The sequence below is a fragment of the Lysobacter sp. genome, from assembly GCF_035655815.1.
Classification (GTDB): domain Bacteria; phylum Pseudomonadota; class Gammaproteobacteria; order Xanthomonadales; family Xanthomonadaceae; genus Lysobacter_J.
Genome location: NZ_DASRTS010000048.1, coordinates 1 through 24,699 on the forward strand (window position 1 = coordinate 1; position 24,699 = coordinate 24,699).

At 68.7% G+C, this 24,699-nt stretch carries 18 protein-coding genes and 1 riboswitch; of the genes, 15 read left to right on the forward strand and 3 right to left on the reverse strand.

Going from position 1 to position 24,699, the window contains the following annotated elements; translation table 11 throughout:
• A partial coding sequence (gene thiC, locus VFE83_RS13265) for a phosphomethylpyrimidine synthase ThiC (protein WP_324906900.1) occupies window positions 1-1,403 on the reverse strand: 1,403 nt, incomplete at its 3' end.
• Between the two features lie 66 nt (window positions 1,404-1,469).
• Window positions 1,470-1,572: riboswitch (TPP riboswitch) on the reverse strand.
• Window positions 1,573-1,947: 375 nt separating this feature from the next.
• Between thiC and thrA the strand changes: the two genes are divergently transcribed.
• The 15 genes from thrA (at window position 1,948) to VFE83_RS13340 (ending at window position 20,086) form a co-directional block, all read left to right on the forward strand.
• The gene (thrA, locus tag VFE83_RS13270) at window positions 1,948-4,446 is read left to right on the forward strand and encodes a bifunctional aspartate kinase/homoserine dehydrogenase I (RefSeq protein ID WP_324906902.1); all 2,499 of its coding nucleotides are present in this window, start codon (window positions 1,948-1,950) and stop codon (window positions 4,444-4,446) included.
• A gap of 50 nt (window positions 4,447-4,496) precedes the next feature.
• The gene (locus VFE83_RS13275) at window positions 4,497-5,489 is read left to right on the forward strand and encodes a homoserine kinase (protein WP_324906904.1); all 993 of its coding nucleotides are present in this window, start codon (window positions 4,497-4,499) and stop codon (window positions 5,487-5,489) included.
• 242 nt (window positions 5,490-5,731) lie between these two features.
• Window positions 5,732-7,024 (forward strand): threonine synthase, encoded by a 1,293-nt coding sequence (gene thrC / locus VFE83_RS13280; protein WP_324906906.1) that lies wholly within the window; start codon window positions 5,732-5,734, stop codon window positions 7,022-7,024.
• A 122-nt stretch (window positions 7,025-7,146) separates the two neighbouring features.
• Complete coding sequence (locus VFE83_RS13285) at window positions 7,147-7,335, forward strand: hypothetical protein (RefSeq protein WP_324906908.1); 189 nt, start codon at window positions 7,147-7,149, stop codon at window positions 7,333-7,335.
• A 101-nt stretch (window positions 7,336-7,436) separates the two neighbouring features.
• On the forward strand, window positions 7,437-9,173 hold the full coding sequence (locus VFE83_RS13290; protein WP_324906910.1) for a dihydroxy-acid dehydratase: 1,737 nt from the start codon (window positions 7,437-7,439) through the stop codon (window positions 9,171-9,173).
• A 39-nt stretch (window positions 9,174-9,212) separates the two neighbouring features.
• Window positions 9,213-10,232, forward strand: a complete 1,020-nt coding sequence (ilvC, locus tag VFE83_RS13295; RefSeq protein WP_324906912.1) for a ketol-acid reductoisomerase — start codon at window positions 9,213-9,215, stop codon at window positions 10,230-10,232.
• Window positions 10,232-11,968 carry an acetolactate synthase 2 catalytic subunit gene (gene ilvG / locus VFE83_RS13300; protein ID WP_324906914.1) on the forward strand — a complete coding sequence of 579 codons (1,737 nt, stop codon included), beginning with the start codon at window positions 10,232-10,234 and terminating at the stop codon, window positions 11,966-11,968. Before ilvC ends, ilvG begins: the two co-directional genes overlap by 1 nt.
• Window positions 11,952-12,188 carry an ACT domain-containing protein gene (locus VFE83_RS13305; RefSeq protein WP_324906915.1) on the forward strand — a complete coding sequence of 79 codons (237 nt, stop codon included), beginning with the start codon at window positions 11,952-11,954 and terminating at the stop codon, window positions 12,186-12,188. Before ilvG ends, VFE83_RS13305 begins: the two co-directional genes overlap by 17 nt.
• Window positions 12,179-13,132: an aminotransferase class IV gene (locus tag VFE83_RS13310; RefSeq protein ID WP_324906917.1), complete on the forward strand. Its 954-nt coding sequence runs from the start codon at window positions 12,179-12,181 to the stop codon at window positions 13,130-13,132. Before VFE83_RS13305 ends, VFE83_RS13310 begins: the two co-directional genes overlap by 10 nt.
• 154 nt (window positions 13,133-13,286) lie before the next feature.
• The gene (locus VFE83_RS13315; RefSeq protein WP_414674744.1) at window positions 13,287-14,411 is read left to right on the forward strand and encodes a threonine dehydratase; all 1,125 of its coding nucleotides are present in this window, start codon (window positions 13,287-13,289) and stop codon (window positions 14,409-14,411) included.
• 80 nt (window positions 14,412-14,491) lie between these two features.
• On the forward strand, window positions 14,492-16,054 hold the full coding sequence (locus VFE83_RS13320; RefSeq protein WP_324906919.1) for a 2-isopropylmalate synthase: 1,563 nt from the start codon (window positions 14,492-14,494) through the stop codon (window positions 16,052-16,054).
• A gap of 32 nt (window positions 16,055-16,086) precedes the next feature.
• Window positions 16,087-17,532 carry a 3-isopropylmalate dehydratase large subunit gene (gene leuC, locus VFE83_RS13325; protein ID WP_324906921.1) on the forward strand — a complete coding sequence of 482 codons (1,446 nt, stop codon included), beginning with the start codon at window positions 16,087-16,089 and terminating at the stop codon, window positions 17,530-17,532.
• Between the two features lie 151 nt (window positions 17,533-17,683).
• Window positions 17,684-18,283: a 3-isopropylmalate dehydratase small subunit gene (gene leuD / locus VFE83_RS13330; protein WP_324906922.1), complete on the forward strand. Its 600-nt coding sequence runs from the start codon at window positions 17,684-17,686 to the stop codon at window positions 18,281-18,283.
• Window positions 18,273-19,361, forward strand: a complete 1,089-nt coding sequence (leuB, locus tag VFE83_RS13335) for a 3-isopropylmalate dehydrogenase (RefSeq protein ID WP_324906924.1) — start codon at window positions 18,273-18,275, stop codon at window positions 19,359-19,361. Before leuD ends, leuB begins: the two co-directional genes overlap by 11 nt.
• Before the next feature lie 113 nt (window positions 19,362-19,474).
• Window positions 19,475-20,086: a hypothetical protein gene (locus VFE83_RS13340; RefSeq protein ID WP_324906926.1), complete on the forward strand. Its 612-nt coding sequence runs from the start codon at window positions 19,475-19,477 to the stop codon at window positions 20,084-20,086.
• Between the two features lie 58 nt (window positions 20,087-20,144).
• Here the strand turns inward: VFE83_RS13340 and VFE83_RS13345 are convergent, their stop codons facing one another.
• Together VFE83_RS13345 and VFE83_RS13350 are read right to left on the reverse strand one after the other, a co-directional pair.
• The gene (locus VFE83_RS13345) at window positions 20,145-23,309 is read right to left on the reverse strand and encodes an efflux RND transporter permease subunit (protein WP_324906928.1); all 3,165 of its coding nucleotides are present in this window, start codon (window positions 23,307-23,309) and stop codon (window positions 20,145-20,147) included.
• A 204-nt stretch (window positions 23,310-23,513) separates the two neighbouring features.
• Window positions 23,514-24,626, reverse strand: coding sequence for an efflux RND transporter periplasmic adaptor subunit (locus tag VFE83_RS13350; RefSeq protein WP_414674745.1), 1,113 nt, complete (start codon window positions 24,624-24,626; stop codon window positions 23,514-23,516).
• Between the last annotated feature and the right edge of the window lie 73 nt (window positions 24,627-24,699).

Genomic DNA, 24,699 nt, shown 5'->3' on the forward strand with positions numbered 1-24,699 from the left:
GTGATGTGGTCGTAGCCGGGCGCGATGTCGGTGGTGAGCGGCCCGAGCGTGTAGAAGGGCGCCTCGCCGCATTCGCGCAGCTGCTTGTCCATGTTGACCTTGATCTTGTGCATCGGCACGTGGCCGGGGCCCTCGATCATCACCTGCACGTCGCGCGCCCAGGCGATCTTGGTCAGCTCGCCCAGCGTCTCCAGCTCGGCGAATTGCGCGGCGTCGTTGGCGTCGGCGATGGAGCCGGGGCGGAGGCCGTCGCCGAGCGAGAAGCTGACGTCATAGGCCCGCATGATCTCGCAGATCTCGGCGAAGTGGGTGTAGAGGAAATTCTCCTGGTGATGCGCCAGGCACCACTTCGCCATGATCGAGCCGCCGCGGGAGACGATGCCGGTGACGCGCTTCGCGGTCAGCGGGATGTGGGCGAGGCGGACGCCGGCATGGATGGTGAAGTAGTCCACGCCCTGCTCGGCCTGCTCGATCAGCGTGTCGCGGAAGATCTCCCAGGTGAGTTCCTCGGCGCGTCCGTCCACCTTCTCCAGCGCCTGGTAGATCGGCACCGTGCCGATCGGCACGGGCGAGTTGCGGATGATCCACTCGCGCGTTTCGTGGATGTGTTTGCCGGTGGACAGGTCCATCACCGTGTCCGCACCCCAGCGGATCGACCACACCAGCTTTTCCACTTCCTCCGCGATGCCCGACGACACGGCGCTGTTGCCGATGTTCGCGTTGACCTTGGTGAGGAAGTTGCGGCCGATGATCATCGGCTCGCTTTCCGGATGGTTGATGTTGTTCGGGATGATGGCGCGGCCGCGCGCAACTTCATCGCGCACGAACTCCGGGGTGATCAGCTTCTGGATGTTCGCACCGAAAGTCTCGCCCGCGTGCTGGCGCAGCAGGTGCGCCTCGCGGATGGCCTCGATGCGCTGGTTCTCGCGGATGGCGATGAACTCCATCTCCGGCGTCACGATGCCGCGACGCGCGTAATGCATCTGCGTGACGTTGGCACCGCTCACCGCGCGGCGCGGCAACGGACGGTTGCGGAAGCGCACCGCGTCGAGCTTCGGATCGTGCTCGCGCCGGCGACCGAATTCCGACGACAGCGACGCCAGCGTTTCGGTATCGCCGCGCTCGGCGATCCATTGCGCGCGCAGCGGCGACAAGCCACGCGCCAGATCGATCTGCGCATTCGCATCGGTGTAGGCACCCGAGGTGTCGTACACCGCCAGCGGCGCGTTGCCCTCGCCGCCGAACATGGTCGGCGTCTTCGACAGCACGATCTCGCGCATGGGCACGCGGATGTCGGGGCGCGAACCCTCGACGTGGATCTTGTGCGAGCCGGGAATCGGACGGGTGACGTCGGCCGACAACCGCTCGGCCTTCTGGATCAACTCGGAGGGAACTGCATTCATTGGGTTCGTCCTGTGGTGCGCTCTTGCGAGCCGGGACGAAGCGGGCAGCGACGGACACGAACGTCGTCCGCATCCGGCGAAGCTTCCCTACGGCGGTCTCAACCGCATCAGGTTCGAAGGGTCTGTCTCAACCGGCGAGCATCACGCGCCGGTACCCCCGCTTCGGCGTGCATTTCAGCATGCGGGGGCGGCCGGGTCCAACCTCCGGCGCTAGGGAGAGCCCGCTCGGCCCGCAGGCCGCGTCCGCCCGCCGGTTGCGTATGTAACTGTTGACAGCCGCCGAAACCGCATGATCTTCTCGACGCCATGACGCATCGCAGCATGCCGCCGCAGACGACGACGCTCCCGCCCCAAGGCCGGGACACATGCGCCGCCGTGCCCGTGGCGGCTGCGATCAGCACCATTACCACCGGTACCGGTACCACTCGCTTGCGGGTGCGGACGGGCGTGTCCGGTTGATCTGAAGACCACGCCTCCGCACCCGACCCCGGGTGTGGCGGCATGCGCACCCGGACCGGACGCGGGGCCCACCAGGAGCCTCACCATGTCCGCCGACGCCTCACCCCTCGCCTCACCTGCCGTCGCCGCTGCGGCGGCCTGTCACGTGCACAAGTTCGGCGGCAGCAGCCTGGCCGACGCATCGCTGTATCGCGCGGCAGCCAGGCTGTTGATCGCCGATTCCGCAGCGACGCGCGTGGTGGTCGTTTCGGCGATGCAGGGCGTGACCGATGCGTTGATCGCACTGGTCTCCGCGGCGCGCGAGGGCGGCGACTGGACATCCGGCTGGCAACAGCTGCGCGAACGCCATCGCGTTGCCGCCGTGGCACTGGACGCAGAACAGTTCGCACTTGGCGATGCGCTGGACGAGGAATTCGAACGCCTCCACGAACAACTGACCGCGATCGCCTCAGGTGATCCCGCTGCCGATGCGATCGCTCCCGGCCTGCCGGGCCTGGGCGAGGTGCTCTCCTCCCGCCTGATGCATGCGGCGCTCGGCGGCGATGCGAACGGCTGGCTGCGCATGGACGCGCGCGACGTGCTGGTGGTGCATGCGGGTGAGATGGGCATGGCGGTGGACTGGGACGCCAGCCGTACACGCCTGGCCGAGTGGCGCGCGCGCCACGGCGATGGCCACGTGGTCGTCACCGGTTTCGTCGCGCGCGACACGCATGGCCGCGCGACGACGCTGGGCCGCAACGGTAGCGATTACTCCGCCGCGATCTTCGCCAACCTGTTCGATGGCCGGGCGCTGACTATCTGGACCGATGTCGACGGCGTGCTCTCGGCCGATCCGCGCCTCGTGCCCGAGGCGGTATGCCTGCCGTCGATGTCCTATGCGGAAGCCTGCGAACTGGCCTACTTCGGCGCCAAGGTGCTGCATCCGCAGACCATGGCACCGGTGCAGGAGCGCGGCATTCCATTGTGGATCCGCAACACGCACCGGCCGGAAGTACCCGGCACGCTGATCGGCACGCATAACGCGGCCGACGGCGCGCCGGTGAAAGGACTGAGCCTGGTCAACGACCTGGCCATCGTCGAACTGGTCGGCAACGGCCTGGTCGGCGTGCCGGGCGCTGCGGAACGCATGTTCGGCGCGCTGCGCGGCGCGGGTGTCTCGGTAACCATGATTTCGCAAGGTTCGTCCGAGCACTCGATCTGCTGCGTACTGCGGGCCGACCAGGCCGAACGCGCGCGCGACGCCGTGGCCGATGCATTCGCCGAGGCCATCGCCGACGGCCAGGCGCAGGGCGTCACGCTCACGCGCGATATCGCGGTGCTCGCGGCCGTGGGCGATGGCATGGTCGGAACGCCCGGCGTGGCCGCACGCCTGCTCGGCGGCCTCGCGCAGGCACGGGTGAACGCACGCGCCATCGCGCAGGGCGCCGGCGAACGCAACATTTCCGTGGCCATCGGCGCACGCGATGCCACGCGCGCACTGCGCGCCGCGCACGCGGCGTTCTGGCTGTCGCCGCAGACGCTGTCGGTCGGCGTGATCGGCCCCGGCCAGGTGGGCAGTGCGCTGCTGGTGCAGATGTCCGCGGCCTTGCCGGAACTGCGGCGCCGCAGCGGCATCGATCTGCGCCTGCGCGCCATCGCCAACAGCCGGTCGATGGTGCTGGATGAGCGCGGCTTCGAACCGGCCGACGCCGCCGCGCGCCTGCAGGGAGGTGCAGCCCACGCGTTGGACCTGGAGCGTTTCGCCGGCCACGTACGTGGCGAGCACCTCCCGCACGCGTTGATCGTCGACTGCAGCGCGAGCCCGGCGATCGCCGCGGAATACCCGCGCTGGCTGGCGCGCGGCATCCACGTCGTCACACCGAACAAGCAGGCCGGCAGCGGCCCGTGGACGCAGTACGCGGCCATCCAGGATGCCAGCCGCAGCGGCGGCGGCCGCTTCCGTTACGAAGCCACCGTCGGCGCAGGCCTGCCGGTCATGCTGACATTGCGCAATCTTCTGGACACCGGCGACGAGCTGTATGCCATCGACGGCATGCTCTCGGGCACACTGTCGTGGCTGTTCAACCGGTTCGACGGCACTACGCCGTTCTCGCAGCTGGTGCGCGAGGCGCAGGCGCTGGGCTACACCGAACCCGATCCGCGCGACGACCTGTCCGGTCTGGACGTTGCGCGCAAACTGGTGATCCTGGCGCGCGAAGCCGGTCGCGCGTTGTCGCTGGAGGACGTGGACGTGGAAAACCTGGTGCCGCCGGCACTGCGCGACGTGAGCCGCGATGAGTTCCTGGCGCGGCTGGACGAGATGGACGCGCCGATGCTGGCACGCTATCGCGACGCGGCCGCACGGCAGCAGTCCCTGCGTCACCTGGCCCAGCTGGACCGCGACGGCCGCGCCAGCGTCGGCGTGGTCGCGCTGCCCGGCGAACATGCCTGCTGCCACACGCGGCTGACCGACAACCTGGTGCAGTTCCGCACCCGGCGTTACGCGGACAATCCGCTGGTCGTGCAAGGGCCCGGCGCCGGGCCCGACGTCACCGCGGCGGGCGTCTTCGGCGACGTGCTGGCCATCGCGCAGTCGTTGTCGTGACGAGATAGATCGCGCCGCAGCGATGCATGCCATTCAAACTTCGGAATCACATGAGTCCTGATCCCGCATCCATCACCTCCCAGACGACGCAGCCCCGCGAACACTCGCGCAATGCCGTGCGCGCCTTCGCGCCGGGCAGCGTGGGCAACATCGGTGTCGGCTTCGACCTGCTCGGCCACTCCATCGAAGGCATTCGCGACGTCGCGCTGGTACGCCGCATCGATGAACCCACGGTGCGCATCGCTGCGATCCGCGGCGACGTTCCCGGTGCGGACACGTTGCCGCTCGACGCCGGACGCAACACCGCCGGCCAGGCACTCATCGCGTTGCGCGCGAAGCTGCGCCTTGCGCACGGCTTCGAACTGGAGCTGGAAAAAGGCATCCCGCTGGGATCCGGCCTCGGTGGTTCGGCCGCTTCGTGCGTGGCGGCGCTGGTCGCGGCCAACGCGCTGCTCGACGACCCCTTGCCGCGCGAGGCGCTGTACGAGTTCGCGCTGGATGGCGAATCGGTGTCCAGCGGCAGCCGCCACGGCGACAACGTCGCGCCGATGCTGTTGGGCGGCGTGGTGATGGCGACCGACACGCGGATGATTCCGCTGCAGGTGCCGGACTGGCTGCACGCGGTGGTGGTGCATCCGGACCAAGTCCTCGAAACCCGGCACGCGCGCGCGGTGCTGGCCGATCCGTATCCGCTCTCGCTCGTCGTCGAACAAAGCGCGCATCTGGCGTTGTTCCTCACCGGCCTGCAACGCGGCGACGCCCAACTGCTGCGAGAAGGCCTGCACGACCTGCTGGTGGAACCGCGACGCGCGACGCTCATCCCAGGCTTCGCGCAGGCCAAGGCGGCCGCGCTGCATCAGGGTGCGCTCGGCGCAAGCATTTCGGGCGCCGGCCCCAGCACGTTCGCGTGGTTTGCTTCCAGAACCCAGGCCGAGGCGGCTGCACCTGCCATGCAGGCGGCGTTCGCGGAGGTGGGTTTCGGTTCGCGCGCCTATGTCACGCCGGTGGCAGGGCCGCGCGCGGAGGTGATCGGACGCGTGTAGCTGTGTGGCGTGTGGTCGGTCGGGGAAGTCGCTTCCTTTCATTGGCTGCACGGGAGCAAAGATCCGCTGCTTTGCTTCTCGCCCGCTTGCGGAAGTTGGGAGCGGTTCGAAGGCGCGCCGCGCCGAGCTCGCCGCGGTGCGGCTCACAACCCCTCCCCAACCCTCCCCTGCGAGCAGGGGAGGGAGCAGAAGCAGCACGTGTTCCCCTCCACCCAGGCTGTCTCATAACTCACCGGAATCCCATGCGCTTCATCAGCACCCGCGGCCACACTCCCGCCACCGACATCGATGCAGCCCTGGTCGCCGGCCTCGCGCCGGACGGCGGGTTGTATGTGCCGGAACGCATTCCGGTGTTGGACTCGCTCACGCGCGGAGAAACGCTTGCCGACACCGCCATCGCGGCGCTTGCACCCTACTTCGACGAATCTTCGTTGCGCGACGCGCTTGCGCACCTGTGCGCGCAGGCGTACTCCTTCGATGCCCCATTGCGCCCGCTGAAGCACGACGGCGACCATCTGCTCGAGTTGTTCCACGGCCCCACCGCCGCTTTCAAGGATTACGCCGCTCGATTCCTCGCCGGCGCGCTGGAGCGCCTGCGCAATGTCGGCGCACCTCCGACGACGATCATCGTCGCGACCTCCGGCGACACCGGTGCTGCCGTGGCTTCGGCGTTCCATCGCCGCGCGGGCTTCAATGTGGTCATTCTGTATCCGGAAGGGCGCGTGTCGCCGCGGCAGGCGCACGGGCTGGAATGCTGGGGCGGCAACGTGCGCACCTTCCGCGTGCAGGGCACGTTCGATGATTGCCAGCGCATGGCCAAGCAGGCGTTGTCGGACGAAGCGCTGCGACGCGAAGTTCCGCTGAGTTCCGCCAACAGCATCAGCCTGGGCCGGCTGCTGCCGCAGGTGGCGTATTACGCGCACGCGGCGCTCGGCTTCTTCGAGCGCGAAGGCGCTCCGCTCAATTTCATCGTGCCCACCGGCAACCTGGGCAATGCCTGCGCGGCATTCGTCGCCAGGCGCATGGGTCTGCCGGTGGGCGAACTGATCCTGGCCAGCAACGCCAACGATGTGCTGCCGCGCTACTTCGCCGGCCAGCCGTATTCGCCGCAACCGACCATCGCCACGCTGGCCAACGCCATGGACGTCGGCGCGCCGAGCAACTTCGAACGGCTGCGCCATTGGCACGAGAGCGACGACGCGCTACGCGGCGCGCTGCAGTCGTTCGCCGTCGACGATGCCACCATCCGCGAAACCATCCGCAGCGCGCCAGCGCGCCACGGCGTCGTGCCCTGTCCGCACACCGCAACCGCACTGCACGTGCTCGAACAGTTGCGAGCAAGCGGCGACACGCGCCCCTGGGCAGCGGTTGCCACCGCGCATCCGGCCAAGTTCGAGAGCATCGTGGAGCCACTGGTGGGTCACGTGGTGGAGCCGCCGCCCGCACTCGCGCGGACGCTGGCATGGCCCGCCCATGCGGAATCGCTGCCTGCGCACTACGAAGCGCTACGCGCGGCATTGCATGCGATCGCGTGAAGCCCACGATTGGTAACCGTTGCAACCATCCCGGCCCGGCGAAGGCGTCGCCCATCCCAGTTCACGTCCGTTACGCACGAAACTGTTGACACGGCCGTCAGGGCCGTGTTTCTCTCGCTGACATGACGCAGCGCAGCAACCACTCGCAGACCGCTTCCAACCAGGGCAAGGGCCCGGTCGGCGCGCTGCGTGCCGGCGCTGACAACCGCATTTCGTTCGTACTGACCAAGCTCGCGCCGATCACGGCCGCGCTCATTCTTGTACTCGTACTTATTACCGGGCATGCCAGCGCGGAGTACGGGTTTGTGTAAGTAAGACGCACCAAACCCAGGTCGAACACCAAGACCCCGCGCCCGACAAGGCGCGGGGTTTTTCTTTTTTCCGCACGAAAAACCACGAACAGGACCCCGCAGTGAGAAGCAACGCCATCAAGCACGGCCCTGCACGCGCTCCCGCTCGCGCCATGCTGCGTGCGACCGGACTGGACGACGCGGCCATCGCGAAGCCGCTGGTGGCCGTCGTGCACACCTGGTCCGACGTGTCGCCGTGCAATTTCACGCTGCGCGACCTGGCCGGGCACGTGCGCGAAGGCGTGCTCGAGAACGGCGGCACGCCGATCGAGTTCAACACCATCGCCGTCACCGACGGCATCGCGATGGGCTCCGACGGCATGCGCGCGTCGCTGGCCTCGCGCGAGACCATCGCCGACTCCATTGAGCTGGCCGTGAATGGCCACTGCCTGGACGCGATGGTGTTGCTGGTGGGTTGCGACAAGACCATCCCGGCCGCGGCGATGGCGGCGGCGCGGCTGGATATCCCGACGGTGATCCTCTACGGCGGCACGATCATGCCGGGGAAGTGCGCCGGCGATCGCGCCGGCAAGCCGCTCACCGTGCAGGACGTCTTCGAGGCCGTCGGCGCGCATTCGGCCGGTCGCATCGACGATGCGGAACTGCACCGCATCGAATCGCACGCCTGTCCGGGTGCAGGTGCGTGCGGGGGCCAGTTCACCGCCAACACGATGGCGATGGTGCTGACGTTCCTCGGCCTGTCGCCGCTGCAACTCAACGACATTCCCGCCATCCACGCCGACAAGCCCGCCGCAGCGCGGGCCTGTGGCGCGATGGTGATGCAGCGTTTGCGCGACGGTGGACCGGGACCGCGCGACATCCTCTCTCCCGCTGCGCTGCGCAACGCGGCGCGCGCGGTCTCGGCCACCGCGGGTTCGACGAACGCGGCGTTGCATCTGCTGGCGATCGCGCACGAGGCGGGCGTGCCGTTCGACCTGGAAGAGTTCGAAGCGGCCGCGCATACACCGGTGATCGCCGACCTGAAGCCCGGCGGCCGCTACACCGCGGCGGAGATGTTCGAGATGGGCGGTGCCGCGCTGGTCGCGCACGAACTGCGTGCGGCCGGACTCATCGAGGACATCCCCACCGTCACGGGCCGTTCGTTCTTCGCCGAGCTCGACGCGCTGCCGCCGGCGCCCGCGCAGGACGTGGTGCGTCCGATCGCGCAGCCGTTCAAACCGCGCGGCGGCTATTCGATCCTGTACGGCGATCTCGCGCCCGAAGGCTGCATCCTCAAGCTCGCCGGCCACGGCATCGAGCACTTCGAAGGCACCGCGCGCGTGTTCGACTCGGAAGAAGCCGCATTCGCCGCGGTGCAGGCGCGGCAGATCCGCGCCGGCGACGTGGTGGTGATCCGTTTCGAAGGTCCCGCGGGCGGTCCGGGCATGCGCGAGATGCTGGCCGTCACCGCCGCGCTGGTCGGCCAGGGGCTGGGCAACGACGTCGCGCTGATCACCGACGGACGCTTCAGCGGCGCCACGCACGGCTTCATGGTCGGCCACATCGCGCCGGAAGCCGCACGCGGCGGCCCCATCGCCAAGCTGCGCGATGGCGACAAGGTGCGCATCGACGTGCGCACGCGCCGAATCGACGTCGACGCCGACCTGGCCGCACGCGAACCCGCGCGCATCGCGCCGCGCGTGACCACCGGCGTGCTGGCCAAGTACGCGCAACTGGTGAGTTCCGCCTCGCGCGGCGCGGTCACCGCGCCCGGGCCGCTCGACATCGCACGAACCCCGTCACGCGACATTCCGCTGCACGTCGTTCCCGACGAGTCGCGCGAACTGCTTCTGGTTTGACCCGCCCCGCCCTTCATCCATCGACCACGGACCACACCCATGACCACCCAGCACAAGCCCCGCGTCGCCATCGTCGGTTACGGCAGTCAGGGCCGCGCGCATGCGCTCAACCTTCGCGACTCCGGCTTCGACGTCACCATCGGGCTGCGGCCCGGCGGCCCCACCGAGCTGAAGGCCAAGGCCGACGGCTTCACCGTTAAAACACCGGCCGAGGCCGTCAAGGACGCCGAGCTGGTCGCCGTGCTCACGCCGGACATGGTCCAGCCGCAGCTGTACGGCGAAGTCATCGAGCCGAACATCGCCAAGGGCGCGTGCCTGCTGTTCGCGCATGGCTTCAACGTGCACTACGGGCAGATCACGCCGCGCGAGGATCTGGACGTGGTGCTGGTCGCACCCAAGGGCCCGGGCGCGCTGGTGCGCCGCGAGTACGAGATCGGCCGCGGGGTGCCTTCCGTGTACGCCGTGTACCAGGACCGCAGCGGCCATGCCGAGGCACTCGCGCTGACCTACTGCGCCGGCATCGGCGGTGCGCGCCAGAACGCCATCAAGACCACCTTCAAGGAAGAGACCGAGACCGACCTGTTCGGCGAGCAGGCCGTACTGTGCGGCGGCGCAACCAAGCTGGTACAGGCCGGCTGGGAAACGCTGGTCGAAGCCGGCTACCAGCCCGAGGTCGCGTACTACGAGTGCCTGCACGAACTGAAGCTGATCGTCGACCTGTTCTACGAAGGCGGCATCACCCGCATGCACGAGTTCATCAGCGAGACCGCGCAATACGGTGCGCTGACGCGCGGCACCTACGTGGTGGACGACAACACGCGCGCGCAGATGAAGAAGGTGCTGACCGAGATCCAGGACGGAACCTTCGCCCGCCAGTGGATCGCCGAGTACGCCGCCGGCAACGCCAATTACAAGGCACTCAAGCAGGGCGACCTGGAACATCCGATCGAAGCGGTCGGCAGAAAGCTGCGCGCCAACATGAAGTGGCTGTCCACCGCCCCGCAGGCGGCACCGGCCGCGGCTGCCGACCAGCGCGAAGCACAGACCGAGGCCGCGTGATGAACGGTGCCCGCTGGCTGGTGCAGGCCCTGGAGACCGAAGGCGTCGACACGCTGTTCGGCTATCCGGGCGGCGCAATCATGCCGTTCTACGATGCCCTGCACGGGTCGGACCTCAAGCACGTACTGGTCCGTCACGAACAGGGTGCCGCGTTTGCGGCGAACGGCTATGCGCGGGCCAGCGGGCGCGTGGGCGTATGCGTGGCGACGTCCGGCCCGGGCGCGTCGAACCTGGTCACCGGCATCGCCGATGCGATGCTGGATTCGGTGCCGATGGTGGTCATCACCGGGCAGGTGGCGACCACGCTGATGGGCACCGACGCGTTCCAGGAGCTGGACGTGTTCGGCATGACGCTGCCGATCGTGAAGCACAGCTTCATCGCGCGTCGTGTCGACGACCTGCCGCAGATGGTTGCCGAAGCGTTCCGCATCGCGCGCTCGGGCCGTCCCGGCCCGGTGCTGATCGACCTGCCCAAGGACGTGCAGGTCGGCGATGCCTCGCACCTGCCGCTGCACGTGCCGGCGCAGATCGACGACGTGCCCGCGCCTAAGGACGCGTCGCTGCACGCGGCGCTGGCGCTGATCTCGCAGGCGCAGCGGCCGGTGCTGTACGGCGGCGGCGGCATCGCCCTGGGCGACGCGATGCAGGCGTTCCGCACCTTCGTCGACGCGACGCAGATCCCCACCGTGCTGACGCTGAAGGGCCTGGGTGCGCTGCCATCCGCGCACCCGCTCAACCTGGGCATGCTGGGCATGCACGGCAGCCGCGCAGCCAACCTGGCCGTGCAGGAGGCCGACCTGCTGATCGTGGTCGGCGCCCGCTTCGACGACCGCGCCACGGGCAAGCTGGCGGAGTTCGCACCGAACGCGCGCGTGGTGCACATGGACCTGGACGCGTGCGAGATCGGCAAGCTGCGCCACGCCGACGCCGGCGTGTGCGGCGACATCCGCCGCACGCTGACCGCACTGACCCTGCCGTGCGCCGCGCATCTGCACGGACGCAACGGTGCATCGCGACGCGCGTGGCGCGCGACCTGCCAGCAGCGTGCCCGCGATCATGCCGCGCGTTACGACGCGCCGGGCGAAACCGTGTACGCACCGGCATTGCTCAAGCGCCTGTCGGAACTGGCGCCCGGCGCCGTGGTTGCGTGCGACGTCGGCCAGCACCAGATGTGGGTCGCGCAGCACTGGCGTTTCGCCGATCCGCGCCAGCACCTCACCAGCGGCGCGCTGGGTGCGATGGGCTTCGGCCTGCCGGCGGCCATCGGCGCGCAGCTGCAGCATCCCGACGCGCAGGTCGTGTGCGTGAGCGGCGACGGCTCGTTCCTGATGAACGTGCAGGAGTTGGCGACGCTGCGCCGCTACGGGCTGCCGGTGAAGATCGTGCTGCTCGACAACCAGGCGCTGGGCATGGTGCGCCAGTGGCAGGAGCTGTTCTTCGAGCGGCGCTATTCCGAGATCGACCTGTCCGACAACCCGGACTTCGGCGCGATCGCCGCGGCTTTCGGCGTGCAGGCGCTGCACGTGGATCGTGCCGACCGCGTCGAGGACGCACTGCAGGCCCTGCTCGCCGCGCCAGGCCCCGCGCTGCTGCACGTCGCCATCGACACCGCGGCCAACGTGTGGCCGCTGGTGCCGCCCAACCACAACAACGCGCAGATGCTCGACCCCGAGGCCGATGCGCACGCGACCTCTCCCTCCCCCTCCGAGGATCCCCGCCATGCGATACCAGCTTGATCTCACCCTGCGTCAGGCCGAGGGCGCGCTGGCGCGCGTGCTCGGCGCAGCCGAACGTCGAGGCTTCCGACCGCTCGCCGTCGACGGCGAGGCCCAGGCCGACGGCGACCGCTGGTACCTGCGGCTGACCGTCGAAGGCGACCGCGACGACAGCAACCTGCAGCACCAGCTCGCCAAGCTCTACGACTGCCTGTCGGTGGAGGTGTCGCAATGTCAGTGACCGCCACACGCAACCCGGCGCAACAACGCGCGTCCATGCCGGTGTCGCTGCTGGACGATGCGCGCCGTCCCGGAATGCCGCTGCTGTGGTTCGACGGCGAACTGGCCAGCGCCGACTCGCTGCAGGCGCCGCTGACCACGCACGCCATGCACTACGGCACGGGCGTGTTCGAAGGCATCCGCAGCTACGCCACGCGCGACGGCGCGGCGGTGTTCCGCCTGCAGGACCACCTGGAACGCATGCGCAAGGGCGCCGACCTGCTCGGCATCGACTTCGACGTCGCGCAGGCGTTCGAGGCGACGCTGCAGACGCTGCGCGCCAACGGGCATCGCGATGCGTACATCCGTCCATTGACCTGGCTGGGCACGGCGGCCGACAGCGTTGCCGTCGGCCTGGACGTGCCGGGCCTGAGCCAGCACTTCATGGTCGTCACGCTGCCGACGGTGGTGCATCTGAACGGCAAGCGCGCGCGCCTGACGGTGTCGCCCTGGAAACGCAATCCGGCTTCGTCGCTGCCGCCGCTGAAGCTGTGCGGCGCGTACATCAACTCGATCCTGGCCAAGCGCGAATCGCGCCTGCGCGGTTTCGACGAGGCGTTGTTCGTCGACCACGACGGCTACGTCGTCGAATGCACCGGCGCCAACGTGTTCATGGTGCGCAACGGCGAAGTGACTGCCGTCGAGCACCGCGACGCATTGCCTGGCATCACGCGCGATACGGTGATGGCGCTGAGCGGTGCGACGTCACGCCCGGTCACGCATCACGAGCTGCTGGACGCCGACGAGGTGTTCGTCTGCGGCACCGCGGCCGAGCTGGCACCGATCAGCGCACTGGATCGCCGCGAGTTCGGCGACAACCCGGTGACGCGCGAGCTTGCCGCGCTGTACGGCCGCGTGGTGCGTGGCGAGGAACCCGCCCATGCGCACTGGCTGACGGCGGTCTGATGCGCTCGCTCGCCTGCAAGACAACCGCTCCCTCTCCCCCGGCATCGTCGGGGGAGAGGGCTGGGGTGAGGAGGGCTCTTGCTGCCTCCCTGCATTCCGGCAAGAACGCGAGCGCCTCCGGCACTCGCCCCCTCACCCCAACCCTCTCCCCCTCATGCGGGGGAGAGGGAGGTTGAAATCCATGATGGACGGCGACATAGGCACCGACGTACGCGTATCCGCCGCCGACGTGCTGGCGGCTCAGGCACGGCTGCGCCGCTACCTGCCGCCGACGCCGCTGCACCATGCCGAGCGTTTCGGCTGCTGGCTGAAGCTGGAGAACCTGCAGCGCACCGGTTCGTACAAGGTGCGCGGCGCACTCAATGCCCTGCTGGCCGCACGTGAGCGTGGCGACACGCGCACGGTGATCGCAGCCTCCGCGGGCAACCATGCGCAGGGCCTGGCCTGGGCGGCGTACCGCCTGGGCGTCACGGCCATCACGGTGATGCCGCGCAGCGCGCCACAGACGAAGATCGCCGGCGTCGCGCACTGGGGCGCCACCGTGCGCCTGCACGGCGACACCTACGACGAGGCCAAGGCCTTCGCCGCGGAGCTGGCCACGCAGAACGACTACCGCGTGCTTTCCGCCTTCGACGATCCCGACGTGATCGCCGGCCAAGGCACCGTCGGACTGGAGCTGGCGGCGTTGATGCCGGACGTGGTGCTGGTGCCCATCGGCGGCGGCGGCCTGGCCTCGGGCGTTGCGCTGGCGCTGAAGTCGCAGGGCGTGCGCGTGATCGGCGCGCAGGTGGAGGGCGTGGATTCGATGCGCCGCGCGGTCGCCGGCGACTTGGCTCCGCGCGAACCCGCCGCGACGCTGGCCGATGGGGTACGCGTGAAGCAGCCCGGCGAACTGACGCGTCGGCTGTGCGGGCAACTGCTGGACGACATCGTCGTGGTGCGCGAGGCGGAACTGCGCGAAACGCTGGTGCGGCTGGCGCTGGAGGAACACGTGATCGCCGAGGGTGCCGGCGCACTGGCGCTGGCGGCCGGTCGCCGCGTCGCCGGCAAGCGCAAGTGTGCGGTCGTGTCCGGCGGCAACCTCGATGCCAGCGTGCTGGCGCAGCTGCTTTCCGACGTGCGCCCGCGTGCGCCGCGCCGGCCGCGTCGCCGGCAGCGCGATGCCGCGCCAATGCTGGAGCCCGCCATCGCCACGCTCATGCCTGCTGCCAGGACTTCCCGAGCCGGGTCGACACGTATCGACGCCGAAAGAACCACTTTCGAGATGGAGACCGCCTGAATGCTTCGACTTCGCCCTTCCGACGCCCGCCCGTCCGCTTCGCCCCTGTCCGCGCCAGATCCGATTTCGAGGCCTTGTCCATGAACGACCCCGCATCGCGAGTACGCATCTTCGACACCAGCCTGCGCGACGGCGAGCAGTCGCCAGGCTGCAGTATGACCGCGCCGCAGAAGCTGCGTTTCGCGCATGCGCTGGCCGAACTAGGCGTGGACGTGATCGAAGCCGGCTTCCCGGCGAGTTCCGAAGCCGACCTCAAGGGCGTGCAGGCCATCGCCCGCGAGGTGCGCGGCTCCACCATCGCCACGCTGGCGCGCTGCCATCCCGGCGACATCGAGGCCTGCGCACGCGCACTGGAAGGCGCAACGCATCCGCGCATCCACGTCTTCATCTCCACCAGTCCGCTGCACCGCGAACACAAGCTGGGCCTGAGCAGGGAGCAGGTGCTGGAGCGCGCGGTGATGGCCGTCGAACTGGCCCGCCGCTACGTCGACGACGTGGAGTTCTCGGCCGAGGATGCGTTGCGCACCGAACACGACTATCTGGCGCAGGTGTGCAGCGCCGCGGTGAAGGCCGGCGCGCGCACGCTGAACATCCCCGACACGGTCGGCTACACCACGCCGAGCGAAATCCGCGCGCTGTTCGAGTACCTGCGTGCCCACGTGGTCGATGCGGACCAGGCGGTGTTCAGCGCGCACTGCCACAACGACCTGGGCCTGGCGGTTGCCAATTCTCTCGCGGCGATCGAGGGCGGCGCGCGACAGGTCGAATGCACCATCAACGGCATTGGCGAGCGCGCGGGCAACTGCGCGCTGGAAGAACTGGTGATGGCCCTGCGCGTGCGCAGTGCGTACTACGGCGCGCATACGCGCATCGATTCGCGCCGCCTGGTACCGACCTCGCGCCTGCTCTCGCGAATCACCGGCATGGCGGTGCAACGCAACAAGGCCGTCGTCGGCCAGAACGCGTTCGCGCACGAATCGGGCATCCATCAGCACGGGATGCTCAAGCATCGCGGCACGTACGAGATCATGCGTCCGGAAGACGTCGGCTGGGCGCAGTCGCAGATGGTGATGGGGCGCCACAGCGGACGCGCCGCCCTGTCCGACCGCCTGCAGACGCTGGGCTTCGCATTGGACGAGGCGCAACTCAACTCGGTGTTCGCCGCGTTCAAGTCGCTGGCCGAGAAGAAGCGCGAGGTATTCGACGCCGATCTGGAGGCACTGGTGCTGGGCGCCGATGCGCGCGGCGCACGTGGCCATCGGCTGGCGCGTTTCCATGTCAGTACCGGCGTGGCACAGGACAGCCTGCCCACCGCCAGCGTGCAGCTGGTCGATGCCGAGGGCGGCACAGTCAGCGAGGCCGCGGTCGGCGACGGCCCTGTGCACGCGCTCTTCGCGGCGCTGGCGCGCGCCACCGGCATCGCGCTGGAAATCGACAGCTACCAGGTGTCCAGCGTCACCACCGGCGAGGACGCCCAAGGCCAGGCACAGATCATCGCGCGCATCGACGGACGCGAACTGACCGGCTCGGGCACCAGCACCGACATCCTCGAAGCCAGTGCGCTGGCGTGGCTCGACATCGCCAACCGCCTGCAGCGCACGCGCGTGCAGACGGCCGAATCCCGCGCCGCCGCCATCGCCTGAGCGCACATCACACCTTGACCAGCCAGAGTCACATGACCAGCCAGACACCCCGCACCCTGTTCGACAAATTGTGGGACGCGCACGTCGTCGCGCCCGAAAGCGATGCCGCACCCGCGGTGCTGTACATCGACCTGCACCTGATCCACGAGGTCACCTCGCCGCAGGCCTTCGCGGAACTCGACGCGCGCGGCCTGCCGGTGCGTCGCCCGGACCGCACCAAGGGCACGTTCGATCACTCCACGCCAACGCTGCCGCCGGACGCGAACGGGCAGCGCCCGTACTTCACGCCCGACGCGCGCGCGCAGGTCGAGAAGCTGGCGGAGAACTGCACGCGCTTCGGCGTGGAGCTGTTCGACTACGCCAGTCCGCACCGCGGCATCGTGCACGTGATCGGTCCGGAACTCGGCCTGACCCAGCCCGGCATGACCATCGTCTGCGGCGATAGCCACACCGCCACGCATGGCGCATTCGGTGCGCTCGCCTTCGGCATCGGCACCAGCGAGGTTGGCCACGTGCTGGCCACGCAGTGCCTGCTGCAGCGCAAGCCGAAGACGCTGGCCATCACGATCGACGGCGAACTGGCACCCGGTGTTGGCGCGAAGGACCTGATCCTGCACGTGATCGGCGTCATCGGCGTCAATGGCGGAACCGGGCACGTCATCGAGTACCGAGGCTCGGCGATCCGCAGGCTCTCGATGGAACAGCGCATGACGGTGTGCAACATGTCGATCGAAGCCGGCGCGCGCGCGGGCCTGATCGCGCCGGACGAGGTCACTTTCGAGTACCTGCGCGGCCGTCCGCGCGTGCCCCAGGACGCGGACTTCGATGCGGCCATCGAAGCGTGGAAGCAGTTCCATACCGACGATGGCGCACGCTTCGACCGCGAGGTCCGCATCGATGCGCGCGACATCCAGCCGACGCTGACCTGGGGCACGCATCCGGGACAGGTCGCGGCGATCGCCGGGCATGTGCCCGCCGGCCACGATGCCGACGAGGCCAAGGCGCGCGACTACATGGGCTGGAGCGAGGGCGCGGCGCTGGCGGGACGCGCCGTCGACGTGGTCTTCGTCGGCAGTTGCACGAATTCGCGGCTGTCGGACCTGCGCGAAGCCGCCAGCGTGCTGCGTGGCCGACGCGTGCATCCGCGCGTGCGCATGCTGGTGGTGCCTGGCTCCGAGCAGGTCAAGCGCGATGCGGAAGCCGAAGGCATCGACGCCGTCGTGCGCGCGGCCGGCGCCGAGTGGCGCGAGCCGGGTTGCTCGATGTGCATCGCGATGAACGGCGATCTGGTCGGCGCCGGCCAGCTGGCGGTATCCACCAGCAACCGCAATTTCGAGGGCCGCCAGGGCAAGGGCGCGCGCACCGTCCTGGCCTCGCCGCTCACGGCGGCTGCCTGTGCGGTCGCGGGCGAGATCACCGACCCGCGTCCATACCTGACGACGGCGCCGGCAACGCTGGCCGAACTGGAGGTGGCGTGATGGGCACTTCCGATTTCGCAATCGCTCGTCATTCCCGCGCAAGCGGGAATCCATGGACGTTGCTCCACGGATCAGTACGGGCAAAAGCAACGACCATGGCTCCGCGCCTTCGCGGGGATGACGGCATTGCAGATTCAATGGAGTCGTTCTGATGCGTCCCTTCACCGAACTCACCGCGCGCACCGTCGTGCTGCGCGAACGCAACATCGACACCGACCAGATCATTCCGGCGCGCTTCCTCACCACCACGCAGCGCAAGGGCCTGGGCAAGCACGCGTTCAACGACTGGCGGTATCTCGCCGACGGGTCGCCCAATCCCGAGTTCGCGTTCAACAAGGCGGAGAACGTCGGTGCGCGCATCCTGGTGGCCGGACGCAATTTCGGCTGCGGCTCCTCGCGCGAGCATGCGCCGTGGGCGCTGACCGATCTTGGCCTGCGCGCCGTGATCAGCGCCGAGATCGCCGACATCTTCCGCAGCAACGCGCTGAAGAACGGGCTGCTGCCGATCGTGCTGGACGAAAGCGTGGTCGACGCCCTGCTCGACCAGCCCGGCATCGAACTGCACGTCGACGTGGCCAGCCGCAGCGTCACCCTGCCCGATGGCAGCCGCGTGCAGTTCCCGCTGGATGCGTTCGCGCGGACGTGCCTGCTGGAAGGCGTGGACCAGCTCGGTTACCTGCTCAAGCAGGACGATGCCATTGCCCGCTTCGAAACCCAACGACAGTCTCAGGAGTTCCGCCATGCAAGCTGACATCCTCGTCCTGCCGGGCGACGGCATCGGCCCGGAGGTCACCGCCGCCGCCGTGCAGGTGCTGCGCGCCGTCGCGCAACGTTATGGGCACGTGTTCCGCTTCGAGGAAAAGCTCATCGGCGGTGCGGCGATCGACGCCACCGGCGAGCCGCTGCCGGCCGACACACTGGCCGCCGCACAGCGCGCGCACGCGGTGCTGCTGGGTGCGGTCGGCGGACCGAAGTGGTCCGATCCCAAAGCGACGGTGCGTCCGGAACAGGGCCTGCTCGCCATCCGCAGGGCACTGGGCCTGTACGCCAACCTACGTCCCGTGAAGCCGCATCCGGCCGCGCTCGGCGCCTCGCCCATCAAGCCGCACCTGCTGACCGGCGTTGACCTGATGGTGGTGCGCGAGCTGACCGGCGGCATCTACTTCGGCCAGAAGCAGCGCACCGCCGACAGCGCGAGCGACCTGTGCGAGTACTCCGTCGCCGAGATCGAGCGCGTCACGCGCCGCGCGTGCACGCTGGCGCAGTCGCGTCGCGGGCGCGTGACCTCCGTCGACAAGGCCAACGTGCTGGAGACCTCGCGCCTGTGGCGCGAAGTCGTCACGCGCGTGGTGCGCGAGGAGTTCCCCGGGATCGAACTGGAGCACCAGCTGGTCGACTCGATGGCCATGCATCTGCTCGCCAAGCCGCGCGAGTACGACGTCATCGTCACCGAGAACATGTTCGGCGACATCCTGACCGACGAAGCCTCGATGCTGGCGGGCTCGCTGGGGCTGTTGCCTTCGGCGTCGCTGGGCGAGAGCACGGTCGGCCTGTACGAGCCCATCCACGGTTCCGCGCCCGACATCGCCGGTCGCGGCATCGCCAATCCGTACGCGACCATCCTCAGCGCCGCCATGCTCCTGCGCCACTCGCTGGGCCTGGAGAACGAAGCGCGCTGCATCGAGAAGGCCGTCGACGGCGCGCTCGACAACGGTGTGTTCACCGCTGACCTGGCGCCGGGCGGGCGCGGCGTGGGCACGCAGGCTGCTACCGCTGCCGTGCTCGAGCAACTGGAACTGGAGTGCCAGCCGGTGATGATGCGCGACTGACCGGCCTCTCCGTATCGTTACCCCGGGCCTTCCTCCTGCGTGGGGAAGGCCTCTCTTTATTCGTCGCGCGCAACGCGTTGCCTCGGGACGGCACTTCGGGCTAGCGTGCGGCGATGAAGACCCTCCTTCGCATTCCCCTGCTCTGCCTGGCGTTGCTCGGAAGCGCCTGCAGCACCCTCACTCCCGCTCCTGCGGCGGACGGCACGCCCGCCGATGATTTCTTCCGCAACCTCGCCGCCCTGTGCGGGAAGGCGTACGCCGGCCGCGTGGTCATCGACACACCATCTGCGCAGGGCCCTGACCCGTTCGCGGGCAAGGCGCTCGTGATGTACGTGCGCGAATGCGACGGCGACACGCTGCGCATTCCGTTCGTGGTCGGCAAGGACCGCTCGCGCACGTGGGTGCTCACGCGTACGCCCGATGGCCTGCGTCTCAAGCACGACCACCGCCATGAGGATGGCAGCGAGGATGTACTGACGATGTACGGCGGCGACACCGTCGATGCCGGCACGCCGAAGCGGCAGACGTTCCCGGCGGATGACGAGTCCAGGGCATTGTTCACGCGCGAGAAGCGCGAGGTTTCCCTCACCAACGTCTGGGCGATGGAGATCGAACCGGACCGGCGTTTCGTCTACGAACTCGCGCGACCGGGCCGATTGTTCCGTGTCGAGTTCGACCTGTCGCAACCTGTTCCCGCACCGCCGCCGCCCTGGGGCGCGCACTGAAACAGAAAGGGCGCCTCGCGGCGCCCTTTCCATTTCTACGGCTGCCTCGTACGTCCGGTCATGCCGCCTGCGGCGCCTTCACCCGGAACCACGCAGCGTACAGCGCCGGCAGGAACAGCAGCGTCAGGAACGTCGCCATCGTCAGGCCGCCCATGATCGCCACCGCCATCGGCCCGAAGAACGCACTGCGCGACAGCGGGATCATCGCCAGGATCGCCGCGAGCGCGGTCAACACGATCGGGCGGAAGCGCCGCACCGTGGCCTCCACGATCGCCTCCCACGGCTGCGAACCCTCGCGGATGTCGTGCTCGATCTGGTCCACCAGGATCACCGAGTTGCGCATGATCATGCCGGCCAGCGCGATGGTGCCCAGCATCGCCACGAAGCCGAACGGCACGCGGAACACCAGCAGGAACAGTGTCACGCCGATCAGTCCCAGCGGCGCGGTCAGCAGCACCATGAAGCTGCGCGAGAAGCTGCGCAGCTGCAGCATCAGCAGCGTGAACACCACGAACAGGAACAGCGGCATGCCGGCGTTGATCGACTTCTGGCCACGTGCGGAGTCCTCCACGCTGCCGCCGATGTCGATGGAATAGCCGTACGGCAGCTTCGCGCGCAGGTCATCCAGCGTCGGCGATATCTGCGCGGTCACCGTGGCCGGCTGCGTGCCGTCGTAGATGTCGGCGCGCACGGTCATGGTCGGGCGACGGTCGCGATGCCAGATGATGCCTTCCTCGAAGCCGTAGTCGAGCGTGGCGATCTGCGTCAGTGGAACGCTCTTGCCGCTTTCAGTCGGCACCATCAGGCTGCCCAGCATGTCCAGCCGCAGGCGCTCCTCGGCCGGGCCGCGCAGCAGCATCTCGATCAGCTCGTTGCCCTCGCGGTAGGTGCTGATGTGCGAGCCCGACAGCGAGCTGGACAGGAACTGCGACAGCCGCGCCGAGCTCACGCCCATCGCGCGCGCACGCTCCTGGTCAACCACCAGGCGCACGACCTTGTTGGGTTCGTCCCAGTCCAGATTCACGTTGGCCACGTGCGGGTTCTCGCGGAACTTCTTCTGCACCTGGTAGGCAATCTCGCGCACCTTGTCGATGTGCTCGCCCGACACGCGGAACTGCACCGGATAGCCCACAGGCGGGCCGTTCTCCAGTCGCGTCACGCGCATCTGCAGCTCGGGGAAGCGCTTGAACACGTCCTCGATCAGCCAGCTGCGGATCTCCTCGCGCGCCTCCAGGCTCTTGGGCGTCAGCACGAACTGCGCGAAGTTGGCAGCCGGCAGTTGCTGGTCCAGAGGCAGGTAGTAACGCGGCGAACCGGTGCCGACGTACGCGACGAAGTTCGCCAGGTCCTTGCGCTCCTTCAGCACGGCTTCCAGGCGCTGGGCCTGGGTGGTGGTCGCACGCAGGGAGCTGCCTTCGGCCAGTTCCATGTCGATCATCAGTTCCGGCCGGGTGGAATCCGGGAAGAACTGCTGCGGCACGAAGCGGAACATCACGATAGACAGCACGAACGCACCCGCCGTCACCGCGATCACCAACCAGCGATGACGCACGCAGAAGGTGACCCACTCGCGGAAGCGCACGTAGAACTTGCTCGCATATGGATCGTGCGCATGCCCGTCGATCGGCGGCTTGGGCGCGATGTAGTCGTGCAGTTTCGGGAAGCGGCTGGCGATGCGCTCGCGCAGCGCGTACCAGCGCTGCGGGATCGAGCCGGGCTTCGGCGGCTTGGCGGCGTGGCCGTAATCGGGCAGCAACTTGTCGCCCAGGTAGGGGATGAACGCGACCGCCGCGATCCACGACACCACCAGCGCAATGGTCACCACCTCGAACAGCGAGCGCGTGTATTCGCCCGTGCTGGACTTGGCGGTGGCGATGGGCAGGAAGCCGGCGGCGGTGATCAGCGTGCCGGTGAGCATCGGGAAGGCGGTGCTGTCCCACGCGAAGGCCGCCGCCTTCAGGCGGCTGAAGCCCTGCTCCATCTTGATGGCCATCATCTCCACCGCGATGATCGCGTCGTCGACGAGCAGGCCCAGCGCCAGCACCAGCGCGCCCAGCGAGATCTTGTGCAGGCCCACGCCGAACACGTCCATCACCGCGAAGGTCATCGCCAGCACCAGCGGGATGGACAGCGCCACCACGAAGCCGGTGCGCAGGCCGAGCGAGAAAAAGCTCACCAGCAGCACGATGGCCACGGCCTCGGACAGCACGCGCACAAACTCGCCGACCGACTCGGTCACCGCCGCGGGCTGGTCCGCGACCTTGCGCAGCTCCATGCCGGCCGGCAGCGTCTTCTGCAGGTTGGCGAACTCGCTTTCCAGCGTCTTGCCGAGCTTGAGGATGTCGCCGCCTTCCTTCATCGACACGCCGATGCCGATGGCGTCCTCCCCCATGAAGCGCATGCGCGGCGCCGGCGGATCGGCGAACCCGCGGCGCACGTCGGCGACGTCGCCCAGGCGGAACGTGCGATCACCGACGCGGATGGGGAACTCGCGGATCTCTTCCACCGAACTGAACTTGCCGCCAACGCGCAGCGGCACGCGCGTACTGCCGGTCTCGAAGAAGCCGGCCGGGACCATCGCGTTCTGCTCGTCCAGCGCCTGCTGCACGGCCGCAGCGGGCACGCCCAGCGTGGACAGCTTCACGTTGGACAGCTCGATCCAGACCTTCTCGTCCTGCACGCCGAACAGCTCGATCTTGCCCACGTCCGGCTGCGACTGCAGCGCCAGCTGCACGCGCTCGGCGTAGTCCTTCAGCACGGCGTAGTCGAAGCCCTTGCCGGTCAGCGCATAGATGTTGCCGAAGGTGTCGCCGAACTCGTCGTTGAAGAACGGCCCCACCACATCGCTCGGCAGCGTCGGCCGGATGTCGCCGATCTTCTTGCGCACCTGGTACCACAGCGGGCCGATGTCCTTCGACCGCAGCGAATCCTTGGCGATGAACATCACCTGCGATTCGCCGGCGCGCGAGTACGAGCGGATGAACTCGTACTGGCCGGTCTCCATCAGCTTCTTCTCGATGCGCTCGGTAACCTGGCGCGAGACTTCCTCGGCGGTCGCGCCCGGCCACAGCGTGCGCACCACCATCACCTTGAAGGTGAAGGACGGATCCTCGCTGCGGCCCAGCCGCAGGTACGAGAACGTGCCGGCGATGGCCATCACCAGCATCGCGTAGATGATCAGGCTGCGATGGCGCAGCGCCCATTCGGAAAGGTTGAAGCGCATGGGTGGTCAGCTCTTTAGCTTTTCGCCCCCTCTCCCGCTTGCGGGAGAGGGTTGGGGTGAGGGCGAGAGCGATGCGCTCGAATCGAACTGCTTCGACGCTCGCCCCATCCCGTCCCCTTCCCCCGCAAGCAGGGGAAGGGCGTTCGTGCCTTGCGGGAGTCGCTTCTACTGCTTCATCGAGAGCATCACGCTCGACTGCTTCGGTCAGTTCGCCTTTACGGGGCGGTTGTCCCGATCCACCGGCTGCACCTTCTGCCCGTCGCGCAGCAGATGTCCGCCCGCGGCGACCACCCAGTCCGATGCGGCCAGGCCGCTCTTCACCGGCACGCGGTCTTCGCCGAAGGCGCCGGTCTGCACCGGCCGCAGCTTCACCGTAGACGTCTTGTTGTCGACCACGTACACGGCGCTGCCACCGTTCTGGCGCTGCAGCGCCGACAGCGGCACGCTCAGGCCGCCGTTGCCATGGCCGGGCAGGTAGACGCGGGCGCTCTGACCCAGTTCGATCGCACCGGCGGGCGCATCCACCGTCACGCGCGCGGCGAACGTGCGCGAGGCGGGATCGGCGGCCGGCGAGATCTCGCGGATGCGTCCATTCCAGCGGTTGCCCGGCCGCGACCAGGCTTCGACCTGCACCGGCTGTCCGACGGCCACGTTCGACACCATCGCCTCTGGCAGCGCGATCGCGATTTCGCGCACACCATCCGCGGCCAGGCTGAAGACCGTCTGGCCCGCGGCGACCACCTGCCCCGCTTCCGCGTTGCGAGCGGCGATCACGCCGTCGCGCGTGGCACGCAGTTGCGAATACCCGGCCTGGTTGCGCGCGACTTCCAGCTCCGCGCGGGCGGCATTCACCTGGCCCTGCGCGGCGGTGGCGGCGGCGTTCTGCGCATCCAGAGTGGAACGGCTGACCAGCTGGTCGTTGGCGAGCCGGGCGAAGCGCGCCTGGTCGGCGCGCGCGCGACCCAGTTCGGCTTCGGCCGCGGCGAGCTGCGCCTGCGCCGCACGCGCCTGCGCCTGCAGGTCGCCCGGATCGAGGACCGCGAGCACCTGCCCGCGACGGACGTGATCGCCCACCTCGACCTTGCGCTCGATCAGCTTTCCGCCGACCCGGAACGACAGCGGGCTTTCCTCGCGGGCCCGCACTTCACCGGCAAAGGCGGTGGCGGTCTGGTCGGCGGCGACCGGGTGGGTCACCAGGACCGGCCGCGGGACCTCTTCGGGGGCCGCATCGCCCCCGCAGGACGCCAATAAAAAGGTCGACACGCCCAACAGCATCCATGCGGTGCGGCGGGCAGCAGCGGGAGCTCGGCTGCGCATTGCGGGGGACCTCGGGGTTAATTAATGTACCTGTCAGTACTGTATAAATATCAAACCGGCTAGTCTAGTATTA